General features: G+C 37.1%; 13 protein-coding genes. 4 read left to right on the top strand and 9 right to left on the bottom strand.

Translation table 11 applies throughout. The features are described from left to right. Positions 1–38 precede the first annotated feature (38 nt). The 7 genes from VB797_RS30335 to VB797_RS30305 form a co-directional block, all read right to left on the bottom strand. On the bottom strand, positions 39–293 hold the full coding sequence (locus VB797_RS30335; protein WP_323241507.1) for a hypothetical protein: 255 nt from the start codon (positions 291–293) through the stop codon (positions 39–41). Positions 294–320: 27 nt separating this feature from the next. Continuing rightward, complete coding sequence (locus tag VB797_RS30330) at positions 321–1,361, bottom strand: glycosyltransferase (protein WP_323241489.1); 1,041 nt, start codon at positions 1,359–1,361, stop codon at positions 321–323. Positions 1,362–1,461: 100 nt separating this feature from the next. After that, the gene (locus tag VB797_RS30325; protein WP_323241488.1) at positions 1,462–2,358 is read right to left on the bottom strand and encodes a glycosyltransferase family 2 protein; all 897 of its coding nucleotides are present in this window, start codon (positions 2,356–2,358) and stop codon (positions 1,462–1,464) included. Between the two features lie 225 nt (positions 2,359–2,583). Beyond that, entirely contained in the window at positions 2,584–3,873 is a 1,290-nt protein-coding gene (locus VB797_RS30320) for an ABC transporter ATP-binding protein (RefSeq protein ID WP_323241487.1), read from the bottom strand. A 3-nt stretch (positions 3,874–3,876) separates the two neighbouring features. Next, positions 3,877–4,656, bottom strand: a complete 780-nt coding sequence (locus VB797_RS30315; protein ID WP_416350955.1) for an ABC transporter permease — start codon at positions 4,654–4,656, stop codon at positions 3,877–3,879. A 207-nt stretch (positions 4,657–4,863) separates the two neighbouring features. Then, a complete protein-coding gene (locus VB797_RS30310; RefSeq protein WP_323241485.1) occupies positions 4,864–5,928 on the bottom strand; it encodes a glycosyltransferase family 2 protein in 1,065 nt (354 codons plus the stop codon). Between the two features lie 106 nt (positions 5,929–6,034). Beyond that, complete coding sequence (locus VB797_RS30305; protein ID WP_323241484.1) at positions 6,035–7,366, bottom strand: glycosyltransferase; 1,332 nt, start codon at positions 7,364–7,366, stop codon at positions 6,035–6,037. 493 nt (positions 7,367–7,859) lie between these two features. Here VB797_RS30305 and VB797_RS30300 point away from each other — a divergent pair, with 493 nt between their 5' ends. The 3 genes from VB797_RS30300 (at position 7,860) to VB797_RS30290 (ending at position 11,150) form a co-directional block, all read left to right on the top strand. Continuing rightward, on the top strand, positions 7,860–9,401 hold the full coding sequence (locus tag VB797_RS30300) for an FAD-binding oxidoreductase (RefSeq protein ID WP_323241483.1): 1,542 nt from the start codon (positions 7,860–7,862) through the stop codon (positions 9,399–9,401). 211 nt (positions 9,402–9,612) lie between these two features. Next, positions 9,613–10,314: an actin-binding WH2 domain-containing protein gene (locus VB797_RS30295; protein WP_416350954.1), complete on the top strand. Its 702-nt coding sequence runs from the start codon at positions 9,613–9,615 to the stop codon at positions 10,312–10,314. 104 nt (positions 10,315–10,418) lie between these two features. Next, positions 10,419–11,150, top strand: coding sequence for an actin-binding WH2 domain-containing protein (locus VB797_RS30290; protein WP_416350953.1), 732 nt, complete (start codon positions 10,419–10,421; stop codon positions 11,148–11,150). Positions 11,151–11,447: 297 nt separating this feature from the next. Here the strand turns inward: VB797_RS30290 and VB797_RS30285 are convergent, their stop codons facing one another. Then, complete coding sequence (locus tag VB797_RS30285; RefSeq protein WP_323241482.1) at positions 11,448–12,101, bottom strand: Uma2 family endonuclease; 654 nt, start codon at positions 12,099–12,101, stop codon at positions 11,448–11,450. A gap of 347 nt (positions 12,102–12,448) precedes the next feature. Next, complete coding sequence (locus VB797_RS30280) at positions 12,449–13,618, bottom strand: phosphoserine transaminase (RefSeq protein ID WP_323241481.1); 1,170 nt, start codon at positions 13,616–13,618, stop codon at positions 12,449–12,451. 737 nt (positions 13,619–14,355) lie between these two features. Here VB797_RS30280 and VB797_RS30275 point away from each other — a divergent pair. Beyond that, entirely contained in the window at positions 14,356–15,033 is a 678-nt protein-coding gene (locus VB797_RS30275) for a hypothetical protein (RefSeq protein ID WP_323241480.1), read from the top strand. Positions 15,034–15,087: the final 54 nt, after the last annotated feature.

The raw sequence follows: 15,087 nt of genomic DNA, 5'->3' as shown, positions 1-15,087 counted from the left end.
CACACTTCGTGAATGGATTTTGGATTAAATATTAAAAGTTAGGAGTTAGGAGTTATTTGTCCCTTGTCTCCCCATCTCCCCATCTCCCCATCCCCTTGTCTCCCCATCTCCCCATCTCCCCATCCCCTTGTCTCCCCATCAAAATTAGCCACTAAAGGTGCTTCTAATTGACTCATGGGTGCTGGTTTCATTTCCCCTCGAAAGTCGAGGATTTGGACTATTACAAGGTAAATAACAGCTAAAAGTATCGAAAATATACCCGTAATAACGGCAACTATTTTTCCTCTATCCATTGGTGTTTCCCTAATCCTGAGTGAAGATTATTGTACTACGCAATTATCGGCATTGTCACAATCAACAGTAGAATTTGACTGGATTCTTTTTGAAGTAGAGGCATCAATTTTAGAATTTATAAATGCTTGTAAAAGCAATATACGATGAAACAATTGTTCGCTCAAGCGAAATCCAAAAATATTTTGAACTAAGTTATAAATTGTTCTTGAACTTTTATGTTTAAAGTCGGGACAAAGAGTTAAAGATTTATTTAACAACAGTAAGTACTGCGAGTAATCTATGTAAATATAATCTCTAGCTAATTCAAAATAACCTTGTGCTAAAGCACGACGATAATCAATTGGAATCTGCTTATTTTGTTGTGAAAGTCTTTTTTCTACTTTTTGTAGAACATTGAAGTGATTTTCTACCCAACGCGGTTTTGAAGCTGTTGAGACTGTAACGTTACCGTATCTTCTATATATTGAATAACAGCCCGGTTGATAAACAACTTTTGCACCGCTCATTACTATTGAAATAAAAAAGTCTCTATCTTGCGCTGCGGATAAACTTTCATCCCATCCGCCGCTTTTCTCTACAGCCGTTCTGCGATAAAATAATGATGCGACAGCAGTCCACCAATTTTCTAGTAAAGATTGCAGAATATCTGTTTGCGTTCCAGGCTTTTCTATTTGATCGAGAAATATTACCTCATCGTCTTGATGTCCTTGATATCTCCAATCACCGTAAACAACATCTGCTCCTGTTTCTTCTAAGAAATTTACTTGTCTTTCTATTTTCTTCGGGAAAATAAAATCGTCTGCATCCAAGAACTGAATATATTCTCCTTTAGATAAAGCCAAGCCTCGATTCCTTGCATAGCTTCCATTCCTTTTTTCAGTCAGACGTTCCCAAATTATTTTATCTCCATAGCTTTTAATAATTTCCATCGAATCATCGGTGGAACAATCATCGATTACAATTATTTCGATACGACGGTAAGTTTGTTCTAAACAACTATCAATTGCTTCTGCTAACCACCTCTGAGCATTGAAACAGGGAATAATTATGGAAACGAGCTTTTGCATTTTTATACTGAATTAAATATGTTGAAAAATTGCTAAATACACCCATAGATAACATTGATAAATATCATGATAATTTGGAATGTATCAATAATAACCCATTCTATAAGGTATATTCGACTGGAAACCTTTTGAAAATTCTGTAATAAGTAGGTCTAGCTAATCGTTTGCAGGTGTAAACAGGGTTTATTTGCATTGCCCATAATAAATTAGAAATTGCAGCACTGTGTTGATTTAGTTTCTGGGACATAATAGCTTGGTCGTATACAAAATGAGCAAACATTTGAGAATGGGCTTTGAATAGACTTTTATGCTTTCCGATCAAACGTTGGAAACTTTCTTGACGCAATTGGACATCACGCGAAACTCTGGCTCCTTCATGGGCTGTAAGCTGGTAAGTCATCACGGGTAGACCGATGATAGAACAGGCTGGATTTAGCCGTAGAAATAGTTCTGAATGAACTCGCGAGCGAAATGTTTCATCCCAACCACCAATCTGTTCAATTACTTTCCGCTCCACTACCAAGGTCTGTTTGGTATTGTATGAATAGCCTGGTTCTAGTTCTTCTAAAAAGAAATGATTACCTTGTTTGCGTAACTTTGGCGGTATTCGTTTGTGGGATATTTTTCCTTGAGCATCAACGACTTCTAAGCCGGAAATAACTGCTACAGGACTCTTAGTCTTTTCCGATAAAGCCTTTAACGACACTTTAGCCATATGGGGAAGAAGCCTATCATCATCATCTAAATAGGTTATCCAACGGCTGCAAGCTGCCTTGGTACCGACATTACGAGCCGCAGCCCCACCGCTAGGTTGAGGTAGTCTAATCATCCGTACTCTGCTGTCTTGAGGTAGTTCTGGAGTCACTTGAGAAGCGTCATCAACAACAATTACCTCTAAATCCTCCATCGTTTGCTCTAAAGCACTTTTTACTGCTCGAATTACCAGTTGAGGACGATTATGGGTCGGAATAATTATACTCAGTAAAGGATTGGTCATTTGAAATACACCCGTCAGATCAATATTGTAGTTAGCAAAAGGTTTTTTTATAGATCTAAATCAACTTTGTTAATTAGATAATTACGAAAAAACAATTTAGTTTTCTAAATCAATAAATTAATTTACGCTTACATTCTTTTCTCATCTTTGACGCTCAAATGTCTTCCTTCTATGGGTATAGAATATTCATAATTTATCAACTTTGCGAAAGTTACGATCAATCAATTAGATATTGCTCTCACCAGGTACAACCTGCCATTTTCTTGGTTGATAAAATTGACATCTACTAATAGTTATATTAGTCTTAACGGTAAATCGAAAAGATTCAACTATATCATAGGAATATACACCATTACGAATGTAGATTCTGGCGCTATACACGCCGGGAATCATCGAACAGTAGGGTATATACATCCTTATTTCAGATTTACCTATGGGGATTTCTAATTCTGTATTATCGCTAGCGGATGTCATATATAAAACTAGACCTTCCCCTCCAGATAATGCCGTAACTAACATACCTAAATTAGCGCCATTAATATGCTCGTAAGATTTACATTCTACACTCAAATATGCTGGTTCGCCAGTAAATAAATTTTCTAAATGTTTATCTTTTTCATCTTTAAAGCATAGCGAAACGATATCTAAGCCGTTGCTTTTTTCTCTTGGCTTAGGTGGCATCACCATTCTTCCCAAAGCATTTTCCTTACCGCTCAAACACAAATCTTCTTCATAAGTACGAATTACTTTTTCAGTATCTCCAGAAGCAAGCAACTGACCTTTCTTCAAAAAAATAGAAGTTTCGCATATATTTAAAATGCTATGGGAGTTATGAGTAACTAATATAAACGCCGTACCTTTTTTGCGTAATTCCGATAGCTTGCGATGGCACTTCATTTTAAATTTGATATCACCTACAGCCAGCACTTCATCTATTAGTAATATATCGGGTTCGATGTGAACGGCGCAAGCAAACCCCAATCGTGCAGCCATCCCCGAACTATAAGTTTGAACTGGTGCATCGATCGCATCGGCAATTTCCGCAAATTCGACAACTTCGTCAAACCTTTTCTCAATTTCTGCGGTTTCTAAACCCAAAATTGACATATTAGCGTAAATATTTTCCCGTCCCGATAAAATCGGATTAAAACCGGCTCCCAATGCAATTAAAGGAGCAACTCGACCTCTTACTTTTACGGTTCCAGTATCGGGTTTAATTAAACCGCTGATAATTCGTAAAATGGTACTTTTCCCCGCACCATTAGAACCCACTAACCCCAGAGCTTCCCCTCGGTGGAGTTGAAAGCTAACATCTTTGAGCGCCCAAAACTCGTTTTTACGTAAACTATCGCTATTTCTTTTTCCACCCGTAACTTCAGTTGCAATATCTTGTAAACCGTAAAATAAAGAACGTTTTAAATCCCGACAAAACTTTTTAGAAACGTCTTTAACTGAAATAACAACTTCACTTTCTTCAGACTGGGTATCAACTTTTCTGTTTATTAAACTAGTCATAATTTAAGAACTTACTCTCTCCACCACAAAAGGCATTGCTAAACGAAAACCGACCCAGGTTACAAATAATCCCACTATAGCAATAATACTAACAATCCAAAATCCGACGGGTTCCGATACGATTCCTGTGGTTGCAAGTTCTCGCGTTGTTACGAGTAAGGGAGTAACGGGATTTAACTTAACTATACTGCCGAAAAGTCCTTCGGTGGGAACTGGATAAACTACAGGAGTTAAAAACAGCCAAAAACTCGTTAGTAGACTTAATCCTTTGGATACATCTTGATATAAAACTCCTAAAGGTGATAGTAAAACACCGATAAAGGTACCTAAAAAAATTAGATGAATCAAAGCAACTGGTGCTAAAATTACCGTCCAAGTAATAGGAACGCGAAACCAAATAAATAAGCTTATAATTAATATTAATTTGATCGCAAAATTAAAAAACACTTCGCCTAATTTTGCTAATATTAATGCTTCTCTGGGAAAGTTAACTCTCGCTAGCATCGGCTTAGCTTCCGTTACGGCTTTTACCGGACCGTTAATCGCTTCAACAAAAGTTTGCCATAAAGCGGTACTAAACATGACATACGCTGGATAAGGTAAATCAGTTTCTCCAATATTAATCACTTTAGCTTGACTGGCAAGAGTGAATCCAACAGCCATAACTATGGGTGGTATAAAAGCCCAAATTATTCCTAAAAATGACTGACGATATTGAGCGCTAATATCTCTTACTAACAGCCTCCAAGCTAGTTCGCGAGAACCTAATAAATCCAGCCACATTTGTTTAAATAATCTGGAAGGATGTCTTAGTAAACTTTCTGGAGTGTAAATTACTTCGTATTGTTGATATTTTTTAAATTTATTTTTTTCCAATATTTTCACCCTTGGTTTTAAAGTTTTTTTAATTAATCTCGGAACCTCACCCCCTTCCCCTCTCCTTGGTAAGTAGAGGGGTGTACGGAGGACGGTGTGAAGTTTTTTAGATAATTAACTTTGCGATGAAGCTGTAATTGCAGACTTCGGTGGTTGATTGGGAGGAGTTTGATTTGAGTCCTGGGACAGGTGTTTGCGAGCGTAGCTGCTAGTAATATAGTTATTGAGCATTCTATCTGCTTTACCTAATACTTTACCGGCTACCTTGGATAAGAACCGATTACCGAAACCGAGTTTCTGAGTGATGGGGTCGATAATTGTCATTTTTCTGCGCCATCCCAACCGCTTATATTTATTTTTAAAATACTGGTCTTCGGTCAAGTTCCACTTTTCGCGCAATCTTTTCAAACTAGCCATTTCCCAACCGTCGCTCCAGCGCAACATATAATACCCGACATCCGACCATTCTAAAGGTGGTCCGGGTACGTAAGTAACTAAAGAGTCTGGCTCCAGATAAATCTTACCACCTGCTTCTGCGACCAAGATACATAAATCTACGTGTTCTTTCGTATTCAGCAGACCTTCATCAAGCAAACCGATTCGATCAAAGATTGACCTGCGTACCAGCATACAGTGAAATTCCGCCAATCCGGTTTCTTGACGCTGGGAATTAGGAAGCACATCTGCAACTTTTCGTCCTTGCTTGAAAATCTTTTCGATCATCCGTCTTCTTGTTGTATTGTCGCTTTTTTCTACCTTGATTCCCGATTCACCACCAGCGCAATGTACTTCCTCGTGTAGCGGTAAGTATTGACAGACAAGCGGACTAACTACGACTGCATCGGTTTCTTCCGCGCAATCTACCGCAGCTTTTAACCAACCGGGAGTAACCACCACATCGTTATCTATAAAAACTACATACTTGGTATCTACTTGACGCAAACCAAGATTTCTTGCATGGTTGGGAGAAAGGTAGTGTTCGGTACGAATTACTTGAAATTGCTTTTCGGTGGCTTGATTTTCCAGGTAATTCTTAATATGAGCAGGTGAACCCCCATCGACATAAATTAACTTGAATGGTACCTGTGTATGCTCGTAAATACTTTCTAAAGATTCGCGAGTATAGCTGAAACGTTCTCTTGGTGCAACGATGATAGTTACTTCTGGTTTGGAGTTCATATTTTAATCCTTGATTTGTATATTTAAGTAGGTCAGGGTTGAAAATTGTAATTAGGAATGGGGAATGGGGACAAGGTTTGAAGCTAATTTATATTTTGATTTGGGTTTATTTGTGCCGACTTACTTGTATGTATTTGGGACTTGTAGAAGAAACGAGGGTTTTTTCTACTGATGAATGCAAATTATCATTACCCGATACCTGTTGATATATTTCCACTAATTCAGAGTTGAGTTTATTGATATCATAGTGAGTTTCTACTTGTTTGCGACCGGATAAACCCATTTGTTGCCAAGTTTCAGGATGCTCGATTAAATAAATTAATTTACGAGCAATAGCTGATGCATCCCTCTCAGGAACTAAAAACCCAGAAACCCCATCTTCAACTAATTCGGGAATACCACCATGAAGGGTTCCTATTACTGGTAAACCCATTGCCATTGCTTCTTTTAAAGTGTTAACTGGAGCGTCTTGATTGCCGTCGCTAGCCGTGACGCTGGGAGCAACAAAAATATGAGTTTGATCGAGAATAGAGATAATCTCTTTTTGATTTCTCCATCCTTTTAAATGAACTTTGTCAACAATATCTAATTCTTTAATTACGTTAATAAAATGCTCTTTTAACTCACCATCACCAATAATATTAAATTCAATATGAGGATAAACTTTTACAACTTCACCTACTGCACGAATCGCATATTCTATACCTTTTTTTTCTATTAAACGTCCGGTTGTCGCAATCCGAATTAAGCCGGAAGCATCGGGATATCGAGCTTTGAATGTAAAGCGATCGCAATCTATCCCCGAACCGTGAACGACAATTTTATTTGCATCGCATCCTAGTTGAATTGCCCGCTGTCTAAAAAATTCGCAATTGGTATAGAAAAAATCTCCTTTTTCAAATAATTCGTCGTAAACTCTTTCTCCATACTTCTGTACGTACCAACTGATATCGTATCCACGAAAAGTAGTAATTAACTTTCCTGTAACTGCACCAATCTCCCGCAACACTACACCCTCATAGGTGTAAGGACCAAATTTGCAAACTGCTTGTCTGCCAAATTGACAGTGAATAATATCGTACTGAGGTGCATTTAAAAAAGGTAAACTTGAGTAAAACAATCTTAAAGAAGCGGCTCGTTTACCGTACTTGAAAATATTCAAAGAACGCAGTAAAACTGGATAAAATTTAGAAAAGTTTTTCGCGAACAAATAAAGTACATTAAATAAACGCCACAAATAATCTTTAGGTATTTCAGGTAAGTAACGGGTGCGTTCAATTAATTTATACTTTTCCACATCTGGATGCAGTTTATTATCGTCAGTCTGCTTGCCATAAATATGTACTTCATGTCCGCGATCAATCAATCCCGTGATTTGGTTGATTACAAAAGTTTCTGATAAAACTGGAAATCTGTCTACGATAAAAGCTATTTTCATAAATATCAAAATACTGTTTAATTAATATTATTTAGACAGGCATCAAAGTCATGAAAATTATTTTTAACTGGTTCGTTTTTTACAATAATCTTTTTTGTTTCTTCTTACACCTTTATCCGCTCAGCTTTACTGTTTCTTTATATGTTCTCATAAAAAATAAATTTTTTTTAAAGTAGATTTGAGAATACTGAAAGTAAAAAAGCAGGTTAACAAAGGTCTCAAAGTCGTTCATTGGTTGAAATTAGCAATCTTTAGATAGAACAATATCTTGAGAAATTTTCTTAAACTGTATATTGAACAACATCTTTCAGTAATTATACGTCATGTTAATTAGAGATCGAGTTTTGCGGTCAAAGTTAACACCGTTAGAAGCATATATTTATCAAATTTCACTCGATATTTAAAATAAGCGCGATGCATTTTCGCATAATTGCGATCAAAAGTAAGAAAATTAAATATATACAGCCTCGATAAACTAGTCCAAATCATAACTATGTCTTTAACACAGGAAGTTTTGTCGCAATTACCAGGTGATGTCTTAGGGGGATTGCGTCGCGCAGATAGTATATTAACATCCTTAAAATCGGGAAATGCACCCCTACCGATGGTGGTGAAAGAAAATCCCCAAACTTTAAATATTGTCGATTGGGATGTTGTGATTTCTGGGGGTACTTTAGGTATTTTAATTGGTTGTGCGATCGTTTCACGAGGTTTGCGAGTTGCGGTAATTGAAAGAGGAATTTTACGAGGTAGAGAACAAGAATGGAATATATCTCGTCACGAATTACAAGTACTTTTAGAATTAGATTTGCTTACCTCTGAAGAGTTAGATCAAGCAATAGTAACTGAGTATAATCCAGCGAGAGTTAGCTTTACTGCGGGTACGGAAGTGTGGGTAGAAAATGTTCTTAATATCGGTGTATATCCAGTTTATTTACTCGAAACTTTGAAACAGCGATTTCTAGAAAGAGGAGGAAAGCTGTTTGAAAATGAACCTTTTACTGAAGCAGTAGTGCATCCTGATGGAGTAGTGGTAAACAATCAGTTTAAAAGTAGATTATTAATTGACGCTATGGGGAACTTTTCACCGATTACCCAACAAATACGTCAAGGAGTCAAACCGGATGCGTTGTGTATGGTCGTGGGAACTTGTGCTTCAGGTTTTCCGGAAAACCACAGTGGGGACTTGTTGTTATCTTTCACTGAAATTAAAAACCAGTGTCAGTACTTCTGGGAAGCTTTCCCTGCAAAAGACGGTAGAACAACTTATATGTTTACCTATATGGATGCAGAACCGCAGCGTATTGGTTTAGAAGCATTTTTTGAAGAATATTTACGCTTGATGCCAGAATATCAAGATGTAAAATTACAGCAGCTTGACTTTAAACGAGCGTTGTTTGGTTTCTTCCCTTCCTATCGTCAAAGTCCTTTAAAAACACCATTCTCTCGCATTTTACCAGTCGGTGATAGTAGCGGGAATCAATCACCTTTAAGTTTTGGTGGTTTTGGGGCCATGATGCGAAATCTCAAGCGTTTAACTTTGGCTGTTGATGAAGCTTTACAAACTAATCAATTATCAGCAACATCGCTATCATTACTGCAACCATATCAACCGAGTTTAACAGTTACTTGGTTATTTCAAAAAGCGATGAGTGTGGATGTAAATCAAAAAATTGAGCTAAATCAAATTAATGAGTTGTTATCAGCAGTATTTGCTCAAATGCAACAGTTAGGAGAACCAGTACTCAAACCATTTTTACAAGACGTGGTGCAGTTTGGAGGTTTAACAAAAACGCTGTTAAAAACTAGTTTAGCTCATCCAGGTTTAATTATCAAAATTATTCCCCAGGTTGGTTTAATAACTTTAATAGATTGGACAAGACATTACATTAACTTAGGTGTTTACTCTGTGTTGTTTTATGTAAGTCTAATGTTAGAACCGTGGGTAAAGAATCTACCAAGTAACTATCAATATTATTGGCATCGTTGGGTTGATGCTTGGAAGTATGGCTCTGGGAATGATTATGAGGAATGAGGAGTTAGGAATTAAGTAGGTAAACGCAATTAAATATAAGATAAAACCTCACCCTCAATCCCTCTCCTTATCAAGGAGAGGGAAGCAGGAGGCAAGGTGAGGTTTTACATTTAGTTTGATCCACTTACTTAAGAGTTGAAAGTTATTAATTTATTCTTACTGTTCCCTATTCCCTATCCATAAAAATAAATTACATTTATCACATCAAATTATGCAAAAGCAATCCATAGCTAATAATTACTTTGTTGTATTAACTAATTCCCTACGAGAACGGCAAGGTTTTTTAGAAGAAATTCGCGAAAAGGTGAGATTGCAAACTAAAATAATTTCATTATTAGTTTGTAGTTCGTTGTTTCTGGCTATCTATGGGGCAATCATCGGTGCTTATCATAGCTGGATGCAGGCTTTATCTTCTGCTATAAAGTTACCGGCGCTTTATTTAATTACGTTGTTAATTTGTTTGCCTACTTTGTATTTCGCTAACATAATTTTTGGTGATAAACGTTCTTTTGGTCAGTATTTTGCTTTAGTCTTAACTGCGGTTTCGGTAACGAGCGTTTTATTATTTAGCTTTGCACCGATAACGTTATTTTTCATGCTTAGTACTGGTAATTATCAGTTTTTAATTCTGTTAAATGTAATTATCTTTGCCGCTACAGGATTTATCGGGGTTTCTTCCTTGTACAAAGCTGCAAAAGTGGTTTTAGAACAAGATGGTGAGAATAGTAAGACACGTCGTAAAATATTGCGATCGTGGTTGTTTTTGTATGCTTTTGTTGGTAGTCAATTAGGATGGACTCTCAGACCGTTTTTTGGTACTCCAACAGCACCTTTTACATTATTTCGTGAAAGAGAAGGCAACTTTTATTTAAGTATTATTCAATCTTTAGCTCACCTTTTGGGATTTAGTTAAATATAATTTTGGATTTTAGATTTTAGATTTTAGATTAAAAATTAAGCTGCTAATAATCTAAGTTTTCATAAAATCTCTAATAATCCCTGTAATAAATAAAAACAATGAATCAAGATAATCAAATGCTGGAAAATAAAACTGAATTTAAAGGGAACAAACATTTTAATGTTCTATTAAGCCTATTGCGGGATAGACAAAGCTTTCTAGAAGAAATTCGTCAGGAAATTAGATTGCAAAGTAAAACTAATTCTCTACTGGTTTCTAGCTCTATTTTCTTTGCAATTTATGGGGCAATTGTTGGTGCTTCTCACGGCTGGATGCAAGCATTAACTAGCGCTATTAAGCTACCTGCATTCTATTTGTTGTCGCTGATGATTTGTTTTCCAACTTTGTTCTTTTTCAACGTTTTATTCGGTTCTCGCAGCAGTTTACAACAGCATTTTGTAGTATTACTTACTGCGGTATCGGTAATAAGTGTATTGCTTTTCAGCTTTGCACCAGTCGCGTTATTCTTTCTAATTACGACACCTGATTCTTACCAATTTTTCAAAATACTTAATGTGTTGATTTTCGGTGTTACGGGTTCATTTGGGGTTAAATTTCTTTACGATGGAATGCAGTTACTTTCTCAACAAGATGAAGTTGGTAAGGGTACTCGTACAACTATTTTGAGGTCTTGGTTGCTGCTTTACGGCTTTGTAGGTATGCAGTTAGGATGGTTTTTAAGACCGTTTTTCGGCGCACCTGATACTAAATTTGAATTGTTTCGTGCAGTACAGGGTAATTTTTATCTTGATATTGTTGCAGCGGTTTCGGAAATTTTGGGGTTTAAGTAATATTTGGGAGTTGGGAGTTAAAAATAATGCCCTCACCCTCGAAGGGTGGGGCTACAAGAACAAAGCCCACCTGCGTGGGCTATTAATCGCGTTTTTATCGAAAATAATGCCCTCACCCTCGAAGGGTGGGGCTACAAGAACAAAGCCCACCTGCGTGGGCTATTAATAGCATTTTTATCGAAAGTTAATGTTAGTCTTTTTACAGATATTTATAACTTTCAATTAATTAATTATTAACTCCTAACTCCTAACTCCTAACTCCTAACTCTTGACTCTTGACTCCTAACTTTATTTTCCTTATCCTAATAATTCATCAACACCAATGCTAAAGCCATTTAGTAATCTTTGAGTATAAACTATATCCCCAGAAGTGAATACGAGTCGTTGATTTTCCGTGATGATAATAATCCAACGATTTTCGGGGAAAATTAACCAAACTTCTTCGCTTCCCGATCGCAAATATTCGTGAGATTTAGCAATCAATTCTTCCGCTAAGTCAGTAGGAGAGGCAACTTCAGCGACCAATGGAAAACTTTGAGGGAACACTTCAAGTTCACCAAAATGCTTGAGCAACTGCGGTGTGATATAAGCAACGTCTGGCGATCGCCCTTGTATTTTGGTGCGACATGGTACGTGATTATACACTTCTCCACCTTGTTCTCTAGAGTCTTTATAACTCCTCCAATAATAGTAGAGATTCCCTAAAATTTTTCTTTGCTTAAGTGTTAAAGCCTTTTGTTCTCCTAACTGTTCATTCACCCATTCGATTTCGTAGATTTCCTCAACTTCCTCATAAGTTCGGTCTAATTTATCGAATGATTTTGATTTATCTTCCGAGTTTTCCATCCAATCTTGTATTAAGAAATCTTGTGTAATTTCCGCATCTTTCAGTGGATTATGTATCCATTCTTCTAACGAAAAATCTGAAGGAACTGCTGTAGAATCTTTCATTTATTTCTCCTCTTTCACCTACTCATCGCTGTTTTTTGTTTTTCTACAAACACACCCTATAGTCAGGAATTTTAAAAATATTTATCGCTGCAAAAAGCTAAGTTTCATAAATTGTTTGCAATATCTTAAAGAAGCATTTTCCGCCGTAACTACTAGTATGATACGGTTTCAAGTTGGTATAACCCGGAAGAAGTTTTGTGAATTTCTGAGTAATTTCCCACAGTAGGTTTTGAAGCGCAAACCATCCGTGTAATAGCTGTTTGTAAATATCTTAAATTCCCTACCAACCAATAATGTAGAGACGTAGCACTGCTACGTCTCCCCATCTTCCGTACAAACGAAAAATCCTACTGTTTCAACTGACCAAATCCCCAATCTAACCAATGAGTTAAAGCTTCCATATCCTTAGATTCTATCGTCGCACCACCCCAAATCCGCAAACCTGGAGGTGCATCACGATAAGAACCGATATCGTAAGCTACTTTTTCTTTAGCCATCAAAGATACTAACTCTTTGGCTTTGGCTGCTTGTTCTTCTTTTGATAAAGATTTATACCACTCGTCAACAATCTTCAAACAAATAGAAGTGTTGGAACGAATCGATTTATCTTCTACTAGAAAATCAATCCAGTCGGATTTAGCAACCCAATCTTCTAAAACTTGTAAATTATTATTTGAACGCTCAATTAACTTCGATAAACCACCGATGGATTTCGCCCATTTCAAACCATCAATTGCATCTTCTACACACAGCATTGATGGGGTATTAATTGTCGAACCTTCAAAGATTTCTTCAATTAATTTACCACCTTTAGTTAAGCGAAAAATCTTTGGTAAAGGTCGATCTGGAGTATAGCTTTCTAATCTTTCAACCGCCCTTGGTGATAAAATAATTACACCGTGAGCGCCTTCACCACCCATGACTTTCTGCCAGGAATAAGTCAAAACATCAATCTTTTGCCAAGGAATTTCCATCGCATAAACGGCGGAAGTTGCATCACAAATGGTCAACCCCTGACGGTCATCTTTAATCCAATCACCATTAGCAACTTTTACCCCAGAAGTCGTACCGTTCCAGGTAAATACCACATCGCGATCGCAATCAACTACCGATAAATCGGGAATTTGCCCATAATCGGCTTCATAAGTATTGATATCTTGTAACTTCAACTGCTTAACTGCATCAGTTACCCAACCCTTACCAAAACTTTCCCATGCCAAAACATCAACACCGCGTTGTCCTAACATAGTCCACATCGCCATTTCCACCGCACCCGTATCCGAAGCGGGGACAATACCCAATCGATAATCATCAGGAACTTGAAGAATTTCCTTAGATAACTCAATGACTTCCGCTAACTTTGCCTTACCTAACTTAGAACGGTGCGATCGACCTATAGTTGCATCATTTAACGCTTCCAAAGACCAACCAGGACGCTTAGAACAGGGACCTGAAGAGAAATTAGGATTTTGAGGACGAATGCTGGGCTTTTGCGCCGATTTTTGTTGTGTTTGCATCAATTTGGCGGGGAATATTGAACAGAAAAGTGTGATGATATAAGCTAATTTATTCGCTCATAATAACTGATTGTGGGTTATTTAGTGAATGAATAATTTTTATGAATTATTGATGTAGAGACGTTGCAGTGCAACGTCTCCTTTATGTTGTGGGGTAAACGGAAAAATTTGGTGGGGGATACCTAGCAGTAGGTTGGGTTAGACGCACGACAATATTTAATCATTAACCAATAATTTATATTGCGTCGTAACCCAACACCAGTATTTTGATTTCATACGCAATTGCCAACACAGAGATGAAGCGAATTGTTTCGTTAGATGTTTAATATTTATTTTCATTTGAATTATTTCGTTGAGTTTTTCAAATTGTGTTGGGTTACTCTGCGAGAACGCTCCGCTTACACTTTGTTCAACCCAACCTACGAACTAATAATTTAAGTAGTAGGTTGGGTTAGACGCACAAAAATATTTAATCATTAACCAATAATTGATATTGCGTCGTAACCCAACACCAGTATTTTGATTTCATACCCAATCACCAACACAGATTTATTCCCAGACGTAAACCTGATAATTGGGAAGAAAGTTTTTCTGATGGGGATTTTGCTGATTTTATCCAGCCAATATTTGACACCCTCGACCTTTATCATAACCAAGGTGTTGACCCCCGCGCGATAGCTATATCATTTAAAGAATTAGCAGAAAAGAACCCCGATGCGGAATTAGAAATTGTCGCGATGGAGAAAAGAGGAGAAGATAAATTTTTACTCCGCGCTAAAACCGCACCGGAAGCTGATAAATCTGAATTAAGCGGTCAATATTTTGAAACTTATAATCAAATTAAAGGTTTACCAGAAAGGGAAATTCAATTACTTTTAGCAGAAAAAGATAATCAAATTCACCGTTTAGAAAACATGGTGATGACGGCTTTAGAACGTCCTAGTTTTTATTCAAATACACAAATAGAACAGGTAAGAACAATGACAAATAATCCTAATGGAGATTCTCAAAGTATCAGCATCGGTAATGTTGATGGCAGTAATTTACAAATAGCTAGAGATAGCAGCAATCAGCAAATGGAAGCTAATGTTAATCAAGCGAATGAAAAACAACTTACCCAAGCCGATGTTATCCAAATGCTGGCGCAGATTGAAGAGTTATTAAAATCCACACCCGAATTACCAGAAGCGGATAAGGAAAAATCATTAAGATATCTTGGTGCAGCAAAGGAAGAAACTCAAGCAACCGAACCGGATAAACAGTTAGCAGCAGGAAACCTGAAACGTATGGCACAAACGATAGAAACTGCTAGTAAAACGGTGGAATCTGGCAAGACATTGTGGGGAAATATTCAACCTGTTTTGAAGGAACTTCTTCCTTACTTTGGGGTTGCAAAGACTTTTTTTGGTTTGTAGTTGGGATGAACGCGCTAATTTTTAAAAATTTATTCAAGCGGCGAACAATTTCAC

Origin of the sequence: Rivularia sp. UHCC 0363, assembly GCF_034931125.1 — a bacterium.
GTDB lineage: Bacteria > Cyanobacteriota > Cyanobacteriia > Cyanobacteriales > Nostocaceae > Rivularia.
Note: the sequence above shows the minus strand (reverse complement) of the source record. Positions and strands in the feature narration are given on the sequence as shown.

Coding starts and splice junctions, on each gene's coding strand:
- VB797_RS30335 (WP_323241507.1), bottom strand. CDS start 293: ATGGATAGAGGAAAAATAGTTGCCGTTATTACGGGTATATTTTCGATA.
- VB797_RS30330 (WP_323241489.1), bottom strand. CDS start 1,361: ATGCAAAAGCTCGTTTCCATAATTATTCCCTGTTTCAATGCTCAGAGG.
- VB797_RS30325 (WP_323241488.1), bottom strand. CDS start 2,358: ATGACCAATCCTTTACTGAGTATAATTATTCCGACCCATAATCGTCCT.
- VB797_RS30320 (WP_323241487.1), bottom strand. CDS start 3,873: ATGACTAGTTTAATAAACAGAAAAGTTGATACCCAGTCTGAAGAAAGT.
- VB797_RS30315 (WP_416350955.1), bottom strand. CDS start 4,656: ATGTGGCTGGATTTATTAGGTTCTCGCGAACTAGCTTGGAGGCTGTTA.
- VB797_RS30310 (WP_323241485.1), bottom strand. CDS start 5,928: ATGAACTCCAAACCAGAAGTAACTATCATCGTTGCACCAAGAGAACGT.
- VB797_RS30305 (WP_323241484.1), bottom strand. CDS start 7,366: ATGAAAATAGCTTTTATCGTAGACAGATTTCCAGTTTTATCAGAAACT.
- VB797_RS30300 (WP_323241483.1), top strand. CDS start 7,860: ATGTCTTTAACACAGGAAGTTTTGTCGCAATTACCAGGTGATGTCTTA.
- VB797_RS30295 (WP_416350954.1), top strand. CDS start 9,613: ATGCAAAAGCAATCCATAGCTAATAATTACTTTGTTGTATTAACTAAT.
- VB797_RS30290 (WP_416350953.1), top strand. CDS start 10,419: ATGAATCAAGATAATCAAATGCTGGAAAATAAAACTGAATTTAAAGGG.
- VB797_RS30285 (WP_323241482.1), bottom strand. CDS start 12,101: ATGAAAGATTCTACAGCAGTTCCTTCAGATTTTTCGTTAGAAGAATGG.
- VB797_RS30280 (WP_323241481.1), bottom strand. CDS start 13,618: ATGCAAACACAACAAAAATCGGCGCAAAAGCCCAGCATTCGTCCTCAA.
- VB797_RS30275 (WP_323241480.1), top strand. CDS start 14,356: ATGGAGAAAAGAGGAGAAGATAAATTTTTACTCCGCGCTAAAACCGCA.